Origin of the sequence: Paenibacillus xylanivorans (genome assembly GCF_001280595.1) — a bacterium.
In the GTDB taxonomy this organism is placed as follows: Bacteria; Bacillota; Bacilli; order Paenibacillales; family Paenibacillaceae; genus Paenibacillus; species Paenibacillus xylanivorans.
In genome coordinates this window covers 305,254-326,914 of record NZ_LITU01000083.1, presented here as the reverse complement: position 1 = coordinate 326,914, position 21,661 = coordinate 305,254, and the positions used below count along the sequence as shown (strand labels likewise).

General features: G+C 45.0%; 20 protein-coding genes. 4 read left to right on the top strand and 16 right to left on the bottom strand.

The features are described 5' to 3' along the window. Positions 1-26: 26 nt before the first annotated feature. The 4 genes from AMS66_RS31075 to lpdA all read right to left on the bottom strand — a co-directional run bounded on the left by AMS66_RS31075 (position 27) and on the right by lpdA (position 5,111). Positions 27-1,481 (bottom strand): dihydrolipoamide acetyltransferase family protein, encoded by a 1,455-nt coding sequence (locus tag AMS66_RS31075; protein ID WP_053784435.1) that lies wholly within the window; start codon positions 1,479-1,481, stop codon positions 27-29. Between the two features lie 48 nt (positions 1,482-1,529). After that, positions 1,530-2,516 carry an alpha-ketoacid dehydrogenase subunit beta gene (locus AMS66_RS31070; RefSeq protein ID WP_053784434.1) on the bottom strand — a complete coding sequence of 329 codons (987 nt, stop codon included), beginning with the start codon at positions 2,514-2,516 and terminating at the stop codon, positions 1,530-1,532. Between the two features lie 2 nt (positions 2,517-2,518). Beyond that, positions 2,519-3,547, bottom strand: a complete 1,029-nt coding sequence (locus tag AMS66_RS31065) for a thiamine pyrophosphate-dependent dehydrogenase E1 component subunit alpha (RefSeq protein ID WP_053784433.1) — start codon at positions 3,545-3,547, stop codon at positions 2,519-2,521. Positions 3,548-3,686: 139 nt separating this feature from the next. Then, positions 3,687-5,111 carry a dihydrolipoyl dehydrogenase gene (gene lpdA, locus AMS66_RS31060; protein ID WP_053784432.1) on the bottom strand — a complete coding sequence of 475 codons (1,425 nt, stop codon included), beginning with the start codon at positions 5,109-5,111 and terminating at the stop codon, positions 3,687-3,689. Positions 5,112-5,343: 232 nt separating this feature from the next. On the opposite strand from lpdA, the gene AMS66_RS31055 reads away from it, so the two are divergent. Together AMS66_RS31055 and AMS66_RS31050 are read left to right on the top strand one after the other, a co-directional pair. Next, positions 5,344-5,667, top strand: a complete 324-nt coding sequence (locus AMS66_RS31055; RefSeq protein ID WP_053784431.1) for a DUF2627 domain-containing protein — start codon at positions 5,344-5,346, stop codon at positions 5,665-5,667. A gap of 186 nt (positions 5,668-5,853) precedes the next feature. Further along, positions 5,854-6,201: a potassium channel family protein gene (locus tag AMS66_RS31050; protein WP_053784430.1), complete on the top strand. Its 348-nt coding sequence runs from the start codon at positions 5,854-5,856 to the stop codon at positions 6,199-6,201. 8 nt (positions 6,202-6,209) lie between these two features. Here AMS66_RS31050 and AMS66_RS31045 read toward each other — a convergent pair whose 3' ends face one another. Beyond that, positions 6,210-6,422: a hypothetical protein gene (locus tag AMS66_RS31045; protein ID WP_053784429.1), complete on the bottom strand. Its 213-nt coding sequence runs from the start codon at positions 6,420-6,422 to the stop codon at positions 6,210-6,212. A gap of 183 nt (positions 6,423-6,605) precedes the next feature. Between AMS66_RS31045 and AMS66_RS31040 the strand changes: the two genes are divergently transcribed. Next, complete coding sequence (locus AMS66_RS31040; RefSeq protein ID WP_024630974.1) at positions 6,606-7,199, top strand: thymidine kinase; 594 nt, start codon at positions 6,606-6,608, stop codon at positions 7,197-7,199. A gap of 222 nt (positions 7,200-7,421) precedes the next feature. Here AMS66_RS31040 and AMS66_RS31035 read toward each other — a convergent pair whose 3' ends face one another. The 5 genes from AMS66_RS31035 to AMS66_RS31015 form a co-directional block, all read right to left on the bottom strand. Beyond that, the gene (locus tag AMS66_RS31035) at positions 7,422-7,898 is read right to left on the bottom strand and encodes a hypothetical protein (RefSeq protein ID WP_024630975.1); all 477 of its coding nucleotides are present in this window, start codon (positions 7,896-7,898) and stop codon (positions 7,422-7,424) included. Positions 7,899-8,436: 538 nt separating this feature from the next. After that, positions 8,437-9,081 carry a C40 family peptidase gene (locus AMS66_RS31030; RefSeq protein ID WP_053784428.1) on the bottom strand — a complete coding sequence of 215 codons (645 nt, stop codon included), beginning with the start codon at positions 9,079-9,081 and terminating at the stop codon, positions 8,437-8,439. A 226-nt stretch (positions 9,082-9,307) separates the two neighbouring features. Continuing rightward, on the bottom strand, positions 9,308-10,345 hold the full coding sequence (locus tag AMS66_RS31025) for an NAD(P)/FAD-dependent oxidoreductase (protein WP_053784427.1): 1,038 nt from the start codon (positions 10,343-10,345) through the stop codon (positions 9,308-9,310). A 157-nt stretch (positions 10,346-10,502) separates the two neighbouring features. Beyond that, complete coding sequence (locus AMS66_RS31020) at positions 10,503-12,479, bottom strand: AraC family transcriptional regulator (RefSeq protein ID WP_053784426.1); 1,977 nt, start codon at positions 12,477-12,479, stop codon at positions 10,503-10,505. Positions 12,480-12,670: 191 nt separating this feature from the next. After that, entirely contained in the window at positions 12,671-14,323 is a 1,653-nt protein-coding gene (locus tag AMS66_RS31015) for an AraC family transcriptional regulator (protein WP_236703709.1), read from the bottom strand. Positions 14,324-14,824: 501 nt separating this feature from the next. Here AMS66_RS31015 and AMS66_RS31010 point away from each other — a divergent pair. Continuing rightward, positions 14,825-15,625, top strand: a complete 801-nt coding sequence (locus tag AMS66_RS31010; RefSeq protein WP_053784424.1) for a FlxA-like family protein — start codon at positions 14,825-14,827, stop codon at positions 15,623-15,625. Positions 15,626-15,661: 36 nt separating this feature from the next. Here AMS66_RS31010 and AMS66_RS31005 read toward each other — a convergent pair whose 3' ends face one another. The 6 genes from AMS66_RS31005 to AMS66_RS30980 form a co-directional block, all read right to left on the bottom strand. Further along, complete coding sequence (locus tag AMS66_RS31005; RefSeq protein WP_053784423.1) at positions 15,662-16,162, bottom strand: hypothetical protein; 501 nt, start codon at positions 16,160-16,162, stop codon at positions 15,662-15,664. Between the two features lie 200 nt (positions 16,163-16,362). Further along, positions 16,363-17,172 (bottom strand): sporulation transcription factor Spo0A, encoded by an 810-nt coding sequence (gene spo0A, locus AMS66_RS31000; protein WP_053784422.1) that lies wholly within the window; start codon positions 17,170-17,172, stop codon positions 16,363-16,365. Between the two features lie 192 nt (positions 17,173-17,364). Beyond that, positions 17,365-18,696 carry a SpoIVB peptidase gene (gene spoIVB / locus AMS66_RS30995; protein WP_053784421.1) on the bottom strand — a complete coding sequence of 444 codons (1,332 nt, stop codon included), beginning with the start codon at positions 18,694-18,696 and terminating at the stop codon, positions 17,365-17,367. 120 nt (positions 18,697-18,816) lie between these two features. Further along, on the bottom strand, positions 18,817-20,535 hold the full coding sequence (recN, locus tag AMS66_RS30990) for a DNA repair protein RecN (protein ID WP_053784420.1): 1,719 nt from the start codon (positions 20,533-20,535) through the stop codon (positions 18,817-18,819). Between the two features lie 57 nt (positions 20,536-20,592). Continuing rightward, positions 20,593-21,042: a transcriptional regulator AhrC/ArgR gene (gene ahrC, locus AMS66_RS30985; RefSeq protein ID WP_053784419.1), complete on the bottom strand. Its 450-nt coding sequence runs from the start codon at positions 21,040-21,042 to the stop codon at positions 20,593-20,595. Positions 21,043-21,172: 130 nt separating this feature from the next. Continuing rightward, a complete protein-coding gene (locus AMS66_RS30980) occupies positions 21,173-21,661 on the bottom strand; it encodes a hypothetical protein (RefSeq protein WP_236703699.1) in 489 nt (162 codons plus the stop codon).

Here is a 21,661-nt window from a genome sequence, read left to right as displayed (position 1 = left end):
CATTGAAATGATGCACTTGCTCTAACTTAATACACTTTCGTTTCCATGGTGTATCCTTCAAGATTCTCTTTTACACGCTGCAGGAAACGTCCGCTGATGACTCCATCCAAAATACGATGATCCAGGGAAAGACAAAGGTTCGCCATGGAACGGACAGCAATCATGTCATTGATGACCACGGGTTTCTTGACGATGGACTCAAATGTAAGAATCGCCGCCTGCGGGTAGTTAATAATAGGTTGCGACAGAATCGAACCAAATGATCCGGTATTATTGACCGTGAACGTACCGCCCTGCATATGGTCCAGCTTCAAAGTACCTTCACGTGTTTTACGTGCCAGTTCATCAATTTCGCGAGCCAGCCCAGCGATATTGCGCTGATCCGCGTGTTTGATTACCGGTGTCAGTACAGAGTCTTCTGTACCCACTGCCATGGACAGGTTGATATCCCGTTTGACAATAATTTTGTCGACAGCCCAAACGGAGTTCATGATTGGATAGTCTTTAATGGCGTTGACGACACCCTTCATCATGAAGGACAGATACGTCAGGTTAATGCCTTCCTTACGCTTGAACTCATCCTTGAGTTTGTTGCGCAGCATCACCAGATTGGTCACGTCCACTTCAATCATCGTCCACGCGTGCGGGATTTCCGATACGCTTTGACGCATATTACGAGCAATCGCATTACGAACAGGCGTAACGTCGATGAAGTATTCGGATCTTCCCTGTCCGCCACCCTCTACTTCGATTTGCGGGATTTTTGGACTTTCGGTCAGATGTATGCCGGAATGTCTCACAGGAACACCTGCGTCGGCTGCAGGAACGGTTTCTCCCGCAGATGCACCCAAGTCTGCATTCCCGCGATTCAATCCGCTGAAAGGAGAACCTGAAGGCGCACCCGAAGAGGCATGCTGCCCTGCGACAGCAGAAGACTGTACAGATGCTGTACCTGCGTTTCCACCCTGTGAGATGACTGCCAGTACATCCTTGCGTGTAATCCGGCCACCTGCTCCAGTGCCCTGAATGCTCTGCAAGTTCAGACCATGTTCGGCTGCCAGTGATTGGACCGCAGGGGAATATCGGTTACGCATCGGCTGGTTGGGATCATGACCTGCCGTGCTCGCTGCACTAGCAGCAGGTACGTAATTCGCACTTTGTTGCACATGAACATGATCACCATTCTGTAGCTGCGAAACTTGTGCGACTTGCTCTGCTACTTCCTCACCGGAAGCAGCTACCTGCATACGGCAGATAGCTTCTCCAACAGCAATGGTCGTACCTTCTTCGACCAACAGGTCACCCATAATTCCATCAACGGTTGATGGAATCTCTGCGTTAACTTTATCCGTAATGACTTCACAGATTGGCTCGTATTGTTCAACCCGGTCACCCGGGTTTTTCAACCATTTGGCAATAGTAGCCGAGACCAGCGATTCCGCCAGCTGCGGCATAATGACCTCGATCCATTTCATACTCATTGGTTATATCACTCCAAACTTTGCTTTTAAACTATCTCACTACACGAATTAATACTCAGCGAGGGTACGCATCGCTTCCTTGGCTTTGTCCTTGCTCAGCATATAAAATTTCTCCAATGTTGGGCTAATCGGCATTGCTGGTACATCCGGTCCGCAGAGACGCTGAATCGGCGCATCCAGTTCGAACAGGCATTCTTCACTAATGATAGCTGCCACTTCAGCTCCTACACCACCGGTTTTATTGTCTTCATGCACGATCAGCACTTTGCCTGTCAGACGAGCGGATGCAATGATGGCTTCGCGATCAAGTGGCTGTAATGTGCGCAGATCCAGAACATGAGCAGTAATGCCTTCTTCACGCTCCAGCTCCTCGGCAGCCTGCATGACGAAATGAAGTGGCTGGCTGTAACCGATAACTGTAATATCTGCTCCTTCACGAAGCACGTTGGCTTTACCAATTGGAACGATGTAATCATCCTCAGGCACATCTTCCTTGATCAGCTTGTAGCATTTTTTGTTCTCAAAAAAGAGAACCGGATCCGGGTCTCGAATGGCTGCTTTGAGCAGTCCCTTCGCATCGTATGCCGAGTATGGAGCTATAATTTTCAGACCTGGTGTACCAAAGAAGATCGATTCCGGACATTGGGAGTGATACAACCCACCGAAAATACCGCCGCCAATCGGCGCACGAATAACGATCGGACAACTCCAGTCATTGTTGGAACGGTAGCGAATTTTGGCCGCTTCACTAATAATCTGATTCGTTGCAGGCAGCATGAAATCCGAATATTGCATCTCGGCAATAGGTTTCATGCCATACATCGCAGCGCCAATGGCTACACCTGCAATGGCTGATTCGGACAAAGGTGTGTCCATGACACGCATTTCGCCGAACTGATCCTGCAACCCTTTGGTTGTAGTGAACACGCCGCCTTTGAGACCCACATCTTCACCGAGGATAAAGACATTTTCATCTCGCTCCATTTCTTCTTTCATCGCGAGACGGATTGCATCAATATATTCCATAACCGCCATGATTACCGTCCCCCTTCTTCGCTGTCCGCATAAACGTGCGTCAGAGTATCCTCAGGTTTCGGATATGGCGCGTTGTCTGCATATTCAGTCGCTTCTTTCATTTCCAGCGCAAGCTGGGAAGCCAGATCCGCATCCCGGGCTTCGTCCCAGATGCCGCAGTCGATCAAATAGTTCTTCATGCGGGGGACGCCATCTTTCTTCCAGTTCTCTTCAACTTCTTCTTTGGTCCGGTAAGCCAGATCATTGTCAGAAGTAGAGTGAGGCGACAAACGATACATCATCGCTTCAATAAGTGTCGGACCTTCACCTGCTATGGCACGGCGACGTGCTTCCTTCACCGCTGCGTAAACTTCAAGCGCATCGTTACCGTCTACACGAAGTCCAGGGAATCCATACCCGAGCGCCCGATCCGATATTTTGCCACTTAGCTGCTTGTGAATCGGTACCGAAAGCGCGTACTGGTTGTTCTCACACATAATAATGACAGGCAACTTGTGCACACCTGCAAAATTGGCGCCCTCGTGGAAATCACCTTGGTTGTTCGATCCTTCACCAAACGTAACAAAAGAAACGAATTCTTCTTTCTTCATTTTGGCAGCGAGTGCAAATCCGACAGCGTGCGGAACCTGTGTTGTAACTGGGCTGGAGCCCGTAACAATCCGCAGCTTTTTGTGACCGAAGTGACCCGGCATTTGCCGTCCGCCACTATTCGGATCTTCTGCCTTCGCAAATGCAGACAGCATCAGCTCACGTGGGGTCATGCCGACCGCCAATACAAAGCCATAATCGCGGTAATACGGTAAATAATAATCGTGATCCCGGTCCAGACCGAAGGCAGCGCCTACTTGCGCAGCTTCCTGTCCTATGCCGGATACGTGAAAGTTAATTTTGCCGGCCCGCTGCAAGAGCAAGCAAAGCTCGTCAAACTTGCGTGCGAGCAGCATGTATTTGTACATATCCAATACTTCACCATCGCTAAGTCCCAGCTGTTCATGCCGATGGACCGCGTCTGCAGTACCTTGTGAACTCATATGAGGTACCTCCTTTTAATCAGAGCCTGTGCCCGTCTTACTACCCGATCTTACAACCTGGTACTAAGACTTGGCTTAACCTTATTATAATCCCATTTGCCCAAAAAAGGAAAGGACCTTTCTCATAAGCCTGTCCAGCTTACATTCCAATCGATTTTCCGTCGACTGCCAACATAGCTTCACCCATGATTTCCGATAATGAAGGGTGAGGATGGATCGTCTGTCCCACTTCCCAAGGTGTGGCATCCAGCATCTGAGCCAAAGAGGCCTCAGCGATCAGTTCCGTCACATGGGTACCGATCATATGTACACCCAATATATCATTCGTCTTGGCATCGGCGATTACCTTCACGAATCCATCACGGCTTCCATGAACCAATGATTTTCCAATCGCCTGGAACGGGAACTTGCCTGTTTTGACTTCATAACCACGCTCTTTGGCCTCACGCTCCGTGAATCCGATACTCGCTGCTTCCGGACGAGTATAGACACAACGCGGGATTCGATGTGATTCGACGGCATGTACCGTTTCACCCGCCAGATGATTCACAGCCAGAATGCCTTCATGACTGGCTGCATGCGCCAGCTGTAACCCACCGATGACATCGCCGATGGCATAAATATGTCCCTCACCCGTTTGCAAAGTTTGATTCACAGCGATAAATCCGCGTTCGAGTTTGATATCCGTATTTTCGAGTCCGATATTCTCGACATTAGCCTGACGACCAACCGACACCAGCATCTTGTCCGCTTTCAGGGTCTCTTGCTTCTCGTCCCCCAGCTTGACATCAATCTGAATGCCGTCTTTCTGTATGCTATATGTCTCTGTCAGAACGCTAGCGCCTGTCAGGAAGCGAACACCGCGTTTGCCAAGCAATCTCTGCATTTCTTTCGCTACATCTTCATCCTCTGCTGGCAATACATGAGCGGCGGCTTCAACAACTGTAATGTCGACGCCAAAATCATTCAGCATGGAGGCCCATTCAAGCCCAATCACGCCACCACCAACAATGATCAGGGATGCCGGTAATTCGTCCATTCGCAACGCCTCATCACTGCTCATGATGTACCGACCGTCTGGCTCAAGACCTGGCAACACCCGTGGCCGAGACCCGGTAGCAATAATGAGGTTGGTTGGCACAACCGTATCCATCTCGCCATCTTCGAATTCAACAGCCACTGCTCCGCTCTGAGGAGAGAAAATGGAAGGTCCGATCACGCGCCCATTGGCGTGCATAACCTGAATTTTATTTTTTTTCATTAAATACTGCACACCTTGATGAAGCTGCTCAACAATCGCATCCTTGCGCGCCTGCACCTTCGGAAATACAAGTGTGGCTCCAGCTGTTTCGATCCCATACATTTCGCTCTCTTGAATCTCCGCGTATACTTCCGCACTACGCAGCAATGCCTTACTCGGAATACATCCACGATGCAGACAGGTGCCCCCCAGCTTATCCTTCTCGATAATAACAACCTGTTTTCCTAACTGTGCAGCACGGATGGCAGCAACGTACCCTCCGGTTCCTCCACCAAGAATGGCGACATCACATGTAATTGGCATCTCTTATGTTCTCCTCTATCCATATAATTTCAATATATTTGCAAGATGATGATTGGAATGATTCTCTTTTTCATAGACGTTATCTATATTCCATTGTACTCCCCTTGAGCATTCAACTCAAAATTTGACCCTGAAACGCATGGACAGCTTCTGGAAACCAAGCTATGATGGAATCAGGTATGACCTGTAAGCGCAACCTTTATTTAACTCAACCTCAGGCAGAAGGAGTTTAATGGTGATGAATACTAGACTAATCTTTGCACGATTTGTGGCGATTCTTGTTCTGGTCATTCCCGGGTTAATGGCAATGAAGGGATTTCTGATGATGAAAGATGCCCTTTTCCTGTACTATGCCGAGCATGGGAACGAGCAGATCTCACCAGGTTTTCAATGGCTCTCCTTTGGCGGAGGACTTGTCCTGTTCGCCGCAGGCATGAGTTTTCTGGGAGGCTGGATTCTGTTCCGTGACCGCAAGCGAAATTATGTAGGACCCCGTTTCCGTTCAAAAAGCGCACCCTCAGCCGACAAAGCAGAGACGCCCGGTACGACTTCCTGAGTCCGGGCTTTTTGTCATTTTTTCTGGCTCCGCTTTTTTTCATCATCCAGACATTGTAACTGCCTTTATATACCTCGCACGATCAGGTATAATGCTTATTTATTCAAACACATATTTTGCATAAATTCAGAGTTACTATCTTGAACATGCACAATGCCCACTCTTATATAGACAGGATGGATCAACATGGTATCGTTTATCATTACGCTAAAAAGATTGCTCAAGGGCATTTTCCATGCCTTCAAGGACCAGAAGTTCCTGGCTTTGTTTGTATTAACTGCGGCGACACTTCTCTCGGGCACGTTATTTTATACCCGCGTTGAAGGGCTGCACTGGATTGATGCCCTGTATTTCTGTGCAGTAACTCTAACCACGGTGGGACACCCGGATTTTGTACCATCGACCGGATTCGGCAAGGCATTTACGGTCATCTATATGTTTGCAGGCATCGGCCTCACCTTCGCCATGATTGCCAGAATTACAGCAGGTATTCTATTTCCCCGCAAATTGCAGACAGAAGAGAACCCGGATTAGTCTCCGGGTTATTCGTATAATGCATCCCGCAGCTTGGTAGACATGCGTGACTCTTTGGAAGAGGACTTCAGAATCGTTCTGCGTAAGGTCAGATTACTGGCTTGCAGCCGCTCCGCTTCAGCGAACAAATCTGCAAACAACTCTTGCGCAGCTTCGTCAAGGACTGACTGCCCTTTCAAATGTTCATATCGCTCCTGTAATTCGGATAATGCTTCACTCATCGATAACACCTCTTTTCAATCGCTACTGGTTCATGCACTGCACTGCCGTAACCAACAGCTTAACAATCCATATAGTAACACAAAGCTGCTCAGATTAGTTCTGGCTCTTACTAAAGATTTTGTGGTACTCTGTAAAGGTCGCTTTTTTTGTTGAATCCCGTATGTGAGAGGAGTAGCAGAACTGTGCAAACAGGACGAATTACCGTAATTACAGGACCTATGTTTAGTGAAAAATCCGGTGAACTCATTCGCCGTTGTCAGAAATTAATTCAATTTGGCCGTAAAAAGGTCGTTGCCTACAAACCCGCCGAAGATGATCGGTTTGCCCAAGACGAGATCGTTAGCCGTATCGGCTATCGTCTGCCTGCCCATTCCATTCCCCGGCAATTGACCCCGGAATCCGTAGAGATGATCCTGACTCAGACCAAAGATGCTGATGTTGTTGCATTTGATGAAGTACAATTTTTCAGCAGCGCCATCATGGAACTGGTCTCCGAGCTTGCCTACTGTGGCAAACATGTCATCGTGGATGGACTGAATATGGATTACCGTGGCAAGGAATTTGGATATGTGGGCGGTTTGCTCGCCATGGCGGATGACATTGAGAAGCTTTCGGCATTCTGTGCCGTATGCGGAAGCCCGGATGCAGCTTTCACCCAACGTATCGTTAATGGAGAGCCTGTCACGCTTGGCCCGGTCGTCATGATCGGCGATTCAGAAGCTTACGAGCCGCGCTGTCGTTGCTGCTTCATTCCTCCTCACAAAGTTGAATGCTGAGTTGATTCAGCTTTTCAAATAATCAATCTATAGGTTCTGATCGGCGGTATCTGCTGCTACAGTTTTCCTGAGATTTCAAAAAAGCCCCTGAGGGCTTTTTTATTATAGCTCCTTTTTTACCAGTATACCCTTAATATACCTCTCCTTATCTAGTCGTTAACTCTGTCTTTGTATACAAAAAAGCACCGCCTCACAGCGATGCTTCCCATTCGTCATCTCCCGCTAGTCCCGAGAAACAAAATATTTGTTGGTCATGTAGTAAGCGTCGCCACGCGACGTTTCTACCATTCCTTTTTTGGCATCCAAAAATACGATCTCTTTGCACTTGGTGCAGTACCATTTGGTGCGCTTATATGGAGATTCCGTAACATATGCCGTGCCACATTTGCAATCAATCTTCATTAATAACTCGGTTGATTTATATGCGCTGGACAAGCGTTCCATGTTATCCTGCTGTTGTGTAGGCATAATCGTCTGCTGATAATCCGATAAATGATTCTGAACTTTAAAATCTGCTACCAATCCTGCATTCAATCCAAAAAACTCCTTGCCGATTTCGGTCACGAAGCGCTTCTCATTTCTGTAGCAATCCAGCCACTCAATAATCTGCTTATTTGACAGTGGAACCGTACCCTTGATACCGCTGTTTAAGGTGTAGGTCATGATGTATAAAGTATCGTCTTGTCTACCTGAGTACATTAGAATCCTCCTTCGAATACATTTGCTAATGTACTACAAAAACGCTCATAAATCAAAGCAATGTTATTTCCTGAGCGTATCTCTTCCTTATTAAATGGGTAACATTCCTCGATGTTCCGCCACTGATTTACAAGAACTGCATACACCTGCAACATTTCCCTGGGAAGTCGCATAATGCACGATGTACTTCACTTTTTTACTACAGATGGAACAGTAGTGCCTCCTTTCCTTCCTGGGAGTGTAATCGGATAGGTTTACTACGTTTGAGTTTGAGTTGAATCTGCGCACAAAGTTCAGCCATTTCATCTCTTTCTCTCTCTTCCTGGTTTGCCTTCTAAGGGGTCAATTGCTTATGCTTGGGCAAAAATTGATCCTGCATTGGTTATGTATACGATTCCAAGTTGTGCATGCCTATCTCATAATCTATTCGACGTTTTGAGCCTTTTTCCTGTTTTTGATCTCTACGCATACAAAAAAAACCGACAGAACCTGCCTCTACCTCTTGTAAAAGAAAGGAAGTTACGTCGGTTAACTTGCCTTATTTATAAAACGTTCCAAGAACCTCCAGCGCGGGTGAGCGCTCAATTCGAAACGGATAGATATATCCCAAATTCAGCTTGGCAAACTTGCGACTCCACAGGTCAAGTCCAGATGTAAACTGGTACGCCTGATAGACAAATTTGGAACAATAATTGCGTTCAATACTATGCAGATTCGTCTGCAGACGGTAGTATTTCACTTGTTTGTAATGTTCCTGTACCCACTCCGCAGCCTTTAACCCCGCCTGATTCAATCTGGAGCGAAATACAATAAAACGATCCCCTTCATAGAAGCGGGTAATGTACCAATCCATCGAATCGGCAAATACAGGTCCATAAGGGTGAACGTGATACACTTTACCATCGAGTCCAATTATCCCCATATGCCCGGCGTAATAGGTCGATTCCGAACTTGGCGTATACACAATATCCCCTGGCTGCAGCTTCAGCTGTCCCAAAGCGGTAATTGGTAAATCCTGATGCAGCCTTCTGGCCGCTGAACGTGTGCGCCGTCCTTCCACCAACAGTCGGTGCATTTTCCCAGCAACAGCGAGATAGATTTCAGACCATTTGATTCGTTTTTTCTCAGGGTCTTTGAACCACCGATGAATGAATGTGGATATACGTTGAAATTCTTTTTTCATATTCTGCACTCCACTCTAATCTGTTTGACATTTCTTGATGTTTTTCTCTCTTCTATGGCTCATTATAGACAGTTGATGATGCATGTTCAATTCTGGTGCTTGTTCTATGTTGTGCAATTAGGGGAGGTTCATACCGAAACCAATGCTAAAAAAAGTAGCTCTGGCATTAGCCCGAACTACTTCGTTTGATTTAAAATATTGGAGTTGAACTTAATATGAAGAGATTCTATTCTTCTACAACACCAAGTGCTTTATTTTTCTCCTTAAAACGGCTGTTATGAGAAGACACATAGGCAACTTTATCCGCCTCAGGGTCCATATACAGTTTGGCGCTGTTTACCGCAAGCGCTGCATCCGTAAATGTGCCAGCTATCAGATACAGTTTACTTCCGTAATCAACAAAATCTCCTGCGGCGAAGACGCCTGGAATATTCGTTTGCAGCTTCTCTGTTGTGCTGACATGCCATTCACCAAGATCAAGTCCCCAATCCCGGATCGGGCCAAAGTCACTCTTCATGCCATGGTTGACGATAATCGCATCCACTTCAAGAACTTCACTCTCACCCGTCTCAACATGGGATATTGTCACCTGTTCGATGATCTCCCCACTATGACTATGCAGGGTATCAACGGCGTATGGTGTACGAATATCCACTGAGGATTCTCTCATCCGCAGTACATTGCGCTCCAATCCGCCAAACCGGTCACGACGATGCACAACCGTCACTTGTTCTGCAAGTGCTTCTAGCTCATTGGCCCAATCCACAGCGGAGTCACCTCCACCAGAAATCAGTACCCGTTTGCCACGGAAAGGTTCCAGCTCCTGTACTGTATAGTGAAGATTGGTAACCTCATAACGGTCAGCGCCTTCAAGCTCCAGCTTAGCCATTTTATATATACCATACCCGATCGCCAATATGACGGTACGTGTCCAGTGTTGTTCTCCTGTAGCCGATGTCAGCAGAATCGTGCCATCAGGCTGACGCTCAAATCCTTCAATTTGCTGTTCAAACACAATCGTTGGCTCAAACGTTCTCGCCTGTTCTTCCAGCTGTTTTATCAAATTTTCACACAGAATGGGGGTGACACCGCCAACATCCCAGATCATTTTCTCTGGATAAAAGAGCATGCGACCACCCAATTTATCCCGCGCTTCAATCAACTTGGTCTTCATATCACGCATCCCGCTGTAAAATGTAGAATACATGCCGGCAGGTCCCCCGCCGATAATTGTTACATCATATAATTCCAAATGCTGATCCATTTCGTTACCTCCATCAGTTCGATCCAAAGCGCTCGACTATTTGATATCGATTCTCATTATCACTCTTTTCCTAGTCTAATGGGAAACTTATCAAATTACAATGGCTAAAATTCAAACATTTCTTATACAAAACTACCATCGGTTATTTATTTGTTGATTACTTCACTTTGGGAGCTGCCAGTAGATGCTCGACAACGAAATCGATTTGCTTGTTGATGGAATAGATATCCGAGTAATAGAAGAAATCAAAGTCAATCTCGATTAGACGGCCTTCTTTGATAGCTGGTATGCTATTCCATATTGGATTATCGTTGAGGTTATCTGCTCCTTCATATACCGAACGAAATACGTAGTCTCCCATATATTCAGGAAGAACTTCCATGGACAAGGTCGAACCTGCCGCGTCGGAAACGACGTCAATTTTTTTCTGGACCGCTTCAGGTGCTTTCATTTCCAAGTACTCGTATATGGCTTGAGATCCTCGGCCGTATTGCTTACTTTCTACAATGACCATCTCTTTCAGCCCACCCTCGACGATGGAAGCCGTTTTGTCCAGTATGCCCGCATCAGCAAGTGTTTTCTTGCTCTCTTCGACTTTGCTGTTAAGATTGTCGATTAAAACGTCTGCTTCCTGTTCTTTGCCGAAAATGCTAGCTATACTCTGAAGTCTTTCTTCCGTTGTCAATTTCTCATATGGGACATACACCGTTGGTGCAATATCTTTTAATAGCGTGTAAGTCTCTTCTGAAGGAACAATGATCAAATCCGGGTCCAGATCAATGACAGCTTCAGGGTTTGGTTCAAACCAGGTGCCCAGTGAATTTACACCTTCAAGCTCATTTTTATATGCAGCCCCATCAAATACGTCAGATGTCGCAATAGGCTTAATTCCAAGCGCTACAACATCTCCTTGAAGATAGAGCACAACCACCCGTTTAGGATTTGCCGGGACAACAACATCACCTTTAACCGTGGAGACCGTGCGTGTTCCATTTTCGTTGTTCGTTTGACTACCTGAATCTGATGACGAGGATACCGCTGTGCTGCTGGATGAGTTGGCATTGGTGCCTTCTCCCGTCGTCGGCGTTGTTGCGGAACCTACTGAACAGGCTGATAAAAGCATTGTGATGCTCAAAAGTGCAACCATAAGCATGTTGGAGCTTGTTTTTCTTCTTTTCATTAATGTAGACCCTCCGTCTATATATTGATAATGATTCTCATAATCAATATATCCTCGCTTCCATCTCCAGCCAATGGACGATTCGGAGAATTGTAATGGACGATCCTCTGTCAGGCTCTGGTCTCTTATTTTTCGCTGGTAGAGCGTGGGAGAAAGACCTACATGTTTTTTGAAAATACGGCTGAAATAATACACATCCGCGTATCCCACTTCTGCCGCGATTTCGCGCAGGGTTGCATCGGATCGCATAAGCAGATTCCGGGCCTCGATCAGTCTCGTTTGAATGAGATAATCAATCGGACTGTGTCCTGTCTTTCGTTTAAATTGCATGGATAAATGACGGGAGCTGTAATTGAATTGTTCAGCCAGAAAATCCAGAGTCACCTGTTCCCTATAATGTTCCTGTATGTAGCGAAGTGTTTGCTCAATAGGGTCTGGAAGCACTGCTCTGACCTCCTGCTCTGCCAATTGAAACAACAACTGATGAATAAATTGGTAGAACAAACTTTTCACTTGAAGCAAATCCAAATTCCCCGCCTGATCCCACGCTTTCTCCAGCTCACCAAAATAGCGCATTAAGGTTAGAGGATCACTCGGCGTAAACCCGTATTGCAAAGAAAATGGAGCAACCTGAGGTTGTGACAACCGCCATGTTTTACGATGACTTGGAAACACAAGGAATGCCCTGTAGAACAGCAAATAATATTCAAACTTTTCGCTCACCCGAATATCCAGTGATGATCCTTTACCACCATGCAGAATACAGAATCGCTGTGCTTCGTATGTTTTTCCATCCAATTTAAGTTGAGCTGCACCACGAATGCTGTATATAAAAGCATTTGCCGGAAGCAAATAAGACTCCTGTATCTCCCCTGCCGCCATGACGATCCGGCGTATATCCAGAATTTTAACAGCCGCGTGATTCCAGCATTGCATCTGTTCATTTAATTGCATTGGTTACTCTCCAATCCCAGTCTCACCCGGAACAAAGACCGTGTAAAGGCCATCGTTCTGTAATCCATTCTCTAACCGAAGTGTTAAAGAGGTTTCACTATTATTTCTTCATTATAGATGATAATAATTTTCATTATCAACTGTATTTTGACTAGGATTAGATTTCACCAAATTACATTCCACTTAAGCCGTTATTTTTTACCCGAAATTTTTGTGAACCAAGCTGCCAATTCCTCGGTTTGATCCAACGTTGCAATTGGGTCAAAATACCATGAACGACCCGGACTCCATATAAATACACGATCATTCTTGACAGCCTCAAGCGAACTCCAGACCGGTTTTGTTTTCAACTCATCCACTGTTAGATTATCTGCTGTTAGAATAATGTAATCTCCGGCAAATTCAGGGATCGCCTCGGAAGACACTTCAACAAGCTGATCCTTCATTAATAACTCTTTTTTATCTGCTGGAGGATTCAATCCAAGTGCACTGTATACGGCCTGACCTCCCCGACCAAAATTATCACCAAAGGCCAATGGTCCTTTATCATAAAACTGCATGACCGAAACTTCTGCATCCAGATCAATTGCTGCATTAACTTGCTTCTTTGCGTCTGCAATACGTGAGTCATAGTTGGCTAACCACGCCTCAGCCTCTTTTTCTTTATTCAGTGCTTTACCGAAATAAGCGATCTCTTCATGGGTATTTTTCAATTCCCCATAAGGAACAACAAGGGTAGGTGCAATTTTGCTAAAAGAATCAAACAAATCAGGATCACCTGTGACAATCAGGTCTGGTTGAAGTTCCAGTACCTTTTCAAGAGAAATGGTTTCGTATTCACCAATATTCTCTACGCCCTCAAGTGATTTGATAAAATAGGGGTTTTTCAAGTTCATTTCCGGTGTACCAACTGGCTTGATTCCCAAAGCAATCAGGCTTCCCAAATATAAATCCACCACAATTCGCTTGGGTTCAGCCGGGACCGTGATATCTCCCTTGACCGTCGAGATGATCCGAGGCTCGGAATTGTTCGATTGGCTATTGGCGGTTACTGTGCTGGTAGCACTCGAAGTCCCTTTGCTTCCGGATGTTTCTCCCCCAGAATTACTAGTTGCCCCTGGCGAGCAGGCACTCAGCAGTAAAGTGAGACTTAATAAAATACTAAGCAGCATTCCTGTTCTTGTCTGTCTATTCATGTACAATGACCCTCCGTATTTATATTGATAATGATTATCATCATCGTTATAAACATACCTTCCAGCTCTGCCACTGGAAATGTCATTTCGCGCCAAGGTCGATGTCAGATCAGGCCATTTTAGGGGTACAGATGTTTTCTCCTTGAACTGAAGCGGAGAAACGCCTGTATGTTTTTTGAACATACGTCCCAGATAATATCCGTCCGGATAACCGATGCCTGCTGCAATCTCATCCAATGTAGCGTCGGTATGCAGCAGCATCTCCTTGGCCTTGAACAAACGGAACTGGATCAAATAGTCGATTGGACTATAACCCGTGGCCTGCTTGAACTTGCGGGACAGACTTCTGGGACTGCTGCCAACCTTCTCTGCCAAAACATGCAACGTCAATGGCTCCGCATAAGAGGATTCCACAATTTCGATGACTTTGCTGACCTGATCCGTAATGGAATAGCGAGTTGCAGCATGAGGAATTTGTGCTGATACTTGCTCTACAAAAGGATAAAACAGGCTTTTTGCCTGAAAATGATCTATGGGGTTCTTTTGATTCCATAAAGCGTGTATCTGTTTTACTTGCTCATACAGCACAACAGGTGACTCGGGGGCAAAACCATAGGTTAGCTGAAATGGATTCATGTGATCCATCATGTTAGCCAAATCGGTTCTTCCTCCACTTGGCAAGCTTGATTTGTACATAAGGTAAAACAAGTTCAATCCAGATTGTCCAGCTTCAATATGCAACACGCTCCCCTTTCCACCATGGAGTATATAAAAACGACTCACTTCATGCTTCTGGTCGTTTATGGTCACATAGGCTTTACCCTGGATGGTGAATACAAACGTGCTCGCAGGAAATTTATATGTTAGCTCCTCACATGGACTTAACTCCATATAACGTATATCCGCAATACTCACAGAAGCATAGTTCCAGAGTATGTAATAATTATTCCACATTTCATTAACCCAACTCCGTCTAAAAAGATTGACTAAACAGTCCTTCACTCATTGATAACCATTATCAATCATTATTAGCAAGTAAGCAACACACAAGTGAAAGTGAACTTATTAGCCAGCGTATCTTCACTTACTTCTCGTAACATCCGATATATGTAAGTAGATCCACGATATAACGAAGAAGGGGAAAAGACCATGAATCCAATTTCACCCGCCTCCAAAAGCAGCTTCACCCCCGGGAGCCAAGTCTCCAGTAGAGATAAGGAAATTCAGGGACTTATGCAGCAGAAGGTTAGGCTTAATGAAGAAGTACAAGCTGTAAAATCCAATGATGAACTGGACACCAAAACCAAAGCTGCAAGAATCAAATCATTAACGAGCTCCATTACGCAAATCGACACGCAGATCGCCCAGATCAAAGCAGAGGAAATGGAGGAAAAGAACAAATTAAAACAGCCTGAGAAGGCCAAAGAACAACAGCCTCAGCGCAATGACGAAGCTCAAACCCCATCAATGGACCATCTAATTAAGCACAGTCAGACTTATGATCAGTTAGGTAAACTGGTCGGTTTGCGAGATCGCATGAACAGCTCCATTCAGACCATTGAAGGGGAAACCAAGTTTGACCGACTGGTTCTGGATATTAATGCTGGAGCTGGAAAATCGATGATGCTTGAGAATGCTGAACGTACGGTATTCCAGAAAAAAAGAGAAATCGTGCAGAACATCAGCTCCCAAATGAGTAAAGTAGGTCAGAAAATTGGAGATTTGATGAAAGAGATACATCAGCCTACACCAAAAGAATCCGTTTCGTCTCCTGCACCTTCATCCTCTGCGGAAAAGGAAAATCAGGAAGTCGTTGAGGGAAATAAAGCTGAAAATAAATCGAAGATTTCCAATGCTACACAGAATGATAAAGACCCAGGAAAAGTTCAAGATACGCAATCAAATGCATCCCCTGCCCCATCCTTTACATCGCTCGACATTCGGGTTTGAACAGGTGACAGAGGTGATATGTAGTTTCAGACCATATTAAAAAATGGATGTTGATTCACCATATATTTTTTTATAGTAGGCATATGTCTGAGCATAATCTAAAAAAGCTCCCGACAGCTTTCGAAGCACATAACGATCATTCTGTAACAAATAATGAGCACTGGCTGCGTTCTTGAACAAAAATACGAGCTCATTGTCGGAAACAAATTGGTTCACATTTATTCCACTGCTAAGAATGAAGCGCTGCAGATCTTCATAAAGTCCAATAGTATACTTATTAGCATCATTTGTAGAAAAGAAGAAATCTAAGCTGTCACTATGATAAGAACCGTTTTTAGTAAAAGTGACATTCGCTGACCAGCCATCAAAATCAAAAGTTAGTACTTCTTCACTCTTACTTAACCATTGCTCATCTGAATATTTTTTTAAATTATCAATATGAACTATTTCTTGACCAAAATAACTCATCAAATTACCTGCTTCAAGATACTTAGGAAAGATTAGTTGTGAAATTTCAGTTTTATTCAGTAGATCCATCTCCTTTGCACTTCTTTTAAAGCATTAAAATTTATTTCATTATAACAGGAGTAAGGTTGTAAACGCCTCCTACATGTATAAAAAACCGTTACAAAAAGGCTATTTAAGCCGGATTGTAACGGTTCTTTAGGTTGCATTATTTATGTTAAATCATAAAGTTCAATCTGCTCATAATCAAGAATTGTTCATTCCTGATCCTTTCAGGACACCTTATGCTCAATTCTAAGCTTGTCAGCGACCATCGCGATGAACTCAGAGTTCGTCGGTTTCGACTTGCTGATATTGATGGTATAACCAAACAGGTGGCTGATGCTGTCGATGTTACCACGTGTCCAAGCCACTTCGATAGCATGACGAATGGCTCTTTCGACGCGAGACGGCGTTGTTTTGAACTTTTCGGCAATGGCTGGATACAATGTTTTGGTGATGGCACCCAAAATTTCGATATTGTTATACACCATCGTGATGGCTTCACGCAAATACTGATATCCTTTAATATGCGCAGGAACGCCGATTTCATGTATGATGGACGTGATACTTGCATCCAAATTTTTGTGTTTGCCCATCGGCACCACATTAGACTTGTTAATAAACATCGATGAACCGCCGCCTGTGGAAATCGTGGTTTGCGTGCCAACCAGTTGACGTACACGATTCGCGAGTACTTCCATGTCAAACGGTTTCAGGATGTAATAAGAAGCTCCGAGTTGCACGGCACGCTGTGTGATATTCTCTTGTCCAAAAGCCGTAAGCATAATGACTTTGGGCTGTGGAGACAGGTTCAGGTTGCGCAGACGCTCCAGTACACCAAGTCCGTCCAGGTGAGGCATAATAATATCCAAAATCAGTACATCCGGTACATCGCGAGTCTGCTCCAGCAACTGCAGCACTTCTTCTCCATTGTAAGCAATTCCAGTTACTTCCATATCTTCCTGTTCGGATATATATTCGGCAAGCAAATTCGTAAATTCACGATTATCATCAGCCAGCAATACCTCAATTTTTTGCAAAACGGTATCCTCCTTTAATTTAAACATCGTTTCGTACATTTCCTTACAGGTTAAATTTTCGACACAGGGGAGGAAATTCCTTCTGTCGAAAATTATTTTTCTTTATTTTTTTTTCTCGTTGCTATATAATAAATAATTTATTTCATTATCTGATATTATATGTTTCCATTCGACAAAAAAACCTTAAGGAGGTTAACCCGCCTTAAGGTTTTTTGCATTATCCTTTTTCATCATGACTCCTGCATCCTGTAACATCCATTCAATGAAGCAGCCATAACCTGATTTCGGATCATTGACGAACACATGGGTCACGGCACCAATCAATTTTCCATTTTGCACAATTGGGCTGCCACTCATGCCTTGTACAATGCCTCCGGTCTTATCCAGAAGCTTCGGATCTGTGATACGAAGCACCAGACCTTTGGTTGCTGGTTCGGATTGGTCTGCAACGTGAACAATATCAATCGCGAAACGTTCCACTTGCTGTCCCTCAACGACAGTGAGAATTTCTGCAGGGCCTTCTTTTACTTCATGGGAGAAAGCAATGGGAATGCCTTTCGAATACAAACTATGTTCAGGATTACCGGACATTTTACCAAAGATACCAAAAGCCGTATTGCGTTCAATATTGCCTAAAATTTTGCTTTCTTTCAGGAAATGAGCTCGTTTTTCACCCGGATCACCGGATTCACTCTTGGAGATCGACGTTACATTGGACTGAACGATCTGACCACTACCAACAACGATGGAGGTCTGCGTATTCATATCCGTAATGACATGTCCCAGAGCGCCATATACACCCTGATCGGGAGCGTAGAAGGTTAATGTCCCTACACCAGCAGCGGAGTCACGAATGTACAATCCAAGCCTCCAGGCTTTGTCTTCGGCATCATAAGCTGGTGTCAAACGCGTCTTAACGGTTTCTTTGCCACGTTTTAACACGACATCAATTCCTTTTTTGCTCTTGCCTGCATGCTCAACAGCTTCAGCTACACCCGTTACACCATCAAGACGTTTACCGTCCATATGGGTAATCAGATCCCCAAGCTTGATGCCTGCTGATTCTCCAGGGGATACACGTTCATCTTGTCCAGAACGAACCAGATGGTGCCCTACAACCAGAATACCTGCAGATTTTACTTTGACGCCAATGGTTTGACCCCCGGGTACTACACGCAAATCCGGAATCACGTTTACGTTAACCGTTTTTACCGGAATTTTGCCCCACAACTTCAACGTTAATTTGGCATGTCCCGTTTGTTGGGGATGAAGATGCAAAGGTTGTTGCTTCGTTACGTGAACCGTAGTTTCCTTTCCATCAAAACCGACGATGTCAGGACGATCCACAACAGCGCTTGAAGCAGCCGGTACAGCGAGATGAACGTCAGCCTGCCTGCCTGCAAATACCTGGAGTTCATCAGGCAATGAAGCATAACTTTGCACAGGCTGAATGGCCTGGCTGATCACACATAGAAAGAAGGCAAATAAAAGACCTAGCAATTTCTTCCTGAGGGGGGAATTCAATGGCTGTCACACTCCCTTTGCTTCTTTCGCTTGACGAAAGGTGGTCGCCAATTGCGTACCTATAAGATAACCTCGCCCCCAGGCTTTTATTACTGTCAATCATTACGCCAGCCGCTCGTTTCACCCTTTTTTGGCTTCCGCCAAATTCAGCATTTCCTGTGCATGATGCAGCGTTTTTTCTGTAATTTCCACACCGCCCAGCATTCGTGCCAATTCCTTCACTCTGCCTTCGTCTGACAGCGATTCCACTTGTGTCATCGTGCGCCCGTCATAAACATGCTTTTCGATGAGATACTGATGATCCGCCATACAAGCAACCTGTGGTAAGTGAGTAATAGAGAAAACTTGGCAAGTGGAGGACAGACGATATAATTTCTCCGCAATGGATTGTGCTGCTCTTCCGCTTACCCCCGTATCCACCTCGTCAAAGATCAACACCGGAATCCGGTCATGACGTGCGAATATACTCTTCATCGCCAACATCATTCGGGACAACTCACCACCGGAAGCAATTTTGCCGAGCGGACGTAAAGGCTCACCTGGGTTCGGAGAAATCAGGAATTCCGCATTATCTGCACCCTGACGCGTAAGACGAATGCGACGCCCATTCCATTCAATCCCTTTTGAATCTTCAAAAGGAGTAATCTGAACTCTTAACGTCGTTCTCTCCATCTGGAGATCCTTCAGCTCACTTTCCACCTGTGCTGCAAGTTCCTCTGCACATTGTTTACGAACCCGACTGAGCTCCTCGGCAGACTCCATGACCAATTTGAGCAATTTGTCACGTTCATTTCGTAGCTTCTCCAGACGTTCATCCTTGTTCTCCAACTGGTCGGTTTCATGGCTAATTTGTTCATAATAATTCAAAATAAGTTCCACACTATCGCCGTATTTCCGTCTGAGGCCAGAAATCAGATTCAGTCGCTGTTCCACTTCTTCCAATCTACCCGGGTTAAATTCGATCTTTTCCCGATAATCACGCAGCTGAAACGTCGCGTCTTCCAGCTGATAAAATGCAGACTGGAGCTGTTCAACAATAGGCTGTAGCCCTTTGCTATCATAGCCCGATATATCTTCAATGCGTGACAGAGCAATACTCACAGCTTCTAACCCACGTTGACCGCTAAGCAGATCATATGCACCAGCAACACTGTCCATCATTTTCTCACTATGGGATAGTTTGACCCGTTCTTCTCCGAGTAATTCATCCTCACCCTGCGTTAAAGAAGCAGCTGCAATCTCTTCAAGCTGAAAGCGGTACATGTCCAGCAATTGATACGCACGTTGACTGGATTCCTGAAGCGCACGCAGTTCTTTTTCCGCAGTAATAAATTTACTGTAGCGTTCCTGATACTCCGCTTTGACTGGACCGATAATTGCTGCCCCGTATGTATCCAGAAGCCCCAGATGACTCTCTGCACGTAACAAACTTTGATGCTCATGCTGCCCATGAATATTAATTAATTTCTCTCCGACTTCACGGAGCATCGTCAAATTGACCAATTGACCGTTAATACGAGAGGTACTTTTACCTTGGGTATTCAATTCACGACGGATCACCAGATGCTCTTCAGGCTCACAATGGATGCCAAGCTTCTCCAGCGTCTCCCATACGGGGTGGCTTGGCTCCATTTCGAACAGAGCCTCCATCTCGGCCTTCTCACATCCATAGCGGATCAGATCGGCAGAGCTTCGTCCACCTGCAATTAAACCCAGAGCATCAATAATGATTGATTTACCCGCTCCTGTTTCACCAGACAATACATGAAATCCAGGGTGGAAAACTACATCAACTTCTTCTACAACAGCCAGATTACGAATCGATAATGTAACTAACATCTGTAAAAACACCTCCGGATGACTCACTCAGAAATTATGTTTTTGAACCATTATATTCTAGGAAATATAACCCATAATCCGCTCAATAACGGTCACGCTGTTACTTTCCGTCCGGCAAATGATGAGTATGGTATCATCTCCACAGATTGTGCCCATCACTTCATTCCACTCGATATTATCGAGCAAAGCAGCAATGGAGTTAGCTGTGCCAGGCAAACACTTCATTACGACCAGATTGTTTGTATGATCAATGTGTAAGAAGTTATCAACGAGAGCACGTTTCAATTTCTGAATCGGATTATATCGTTGGTCTGTAGGCAGCGAATACTTGTATCGTCCATCATCCATCGGGATCTTGATTAAAAGTAGTTCCTTGATATCCCGAGATACTGTGGCTTGGGTCACCTGAAATCCGGATTTACGCAATGCTTCAACCAGATCATCCTGGGTTTCAATTTCATTTTGACTAATGATTTCACGTATCTTAATATGTCGTTGTCCTTTCATACATGCCTCCAGTTAAAAGTTCAATGTTTTGCAATAAGACGGCAAATTCTATTTTTCGTAAACTTTGCCATGCTGTAATTAGTTATTCTTTATTCGTTATATAAACAACTTCCGGGTTCCATAAATACCCTTAGTCCAGATCATCTCCATCGTATACGTCTTCCTGATAATCCATGAGCTTGATGATCTTGATATCCGATTCCTCCATATCCACATACAGCAACCCTTCACAGCCGGGATATAACAATAAATAATACAGGAATCGATCTCGCAGGGCTGGTCCAGTAAGTTCAAGAGGTTGCCTGCGACGGGACGTCTTCACCAGATATCTCTCATCATTACGCTCTGCTACATAATCAATGAACAGCCTGCTGTAATAAACAGATTCATCTGCTTCAAAGGCAAGTGGAACCTTCATTTTACCTCCGATGACTTCATATCCTTCTGCTTCAAGCAGATCCACTGCTGGTGAATCCTGAATTTCTGAATTCAATTGCATCCCCGACAAGCTTACCGGAATGGGTCGGTTAACCCAATTCCGCAAGCCAAAAAACAGCCACAAGATCAAGCAGACAGCAAGTACACCAATAACAATTGTGTCATATTGCCCATCCATCAT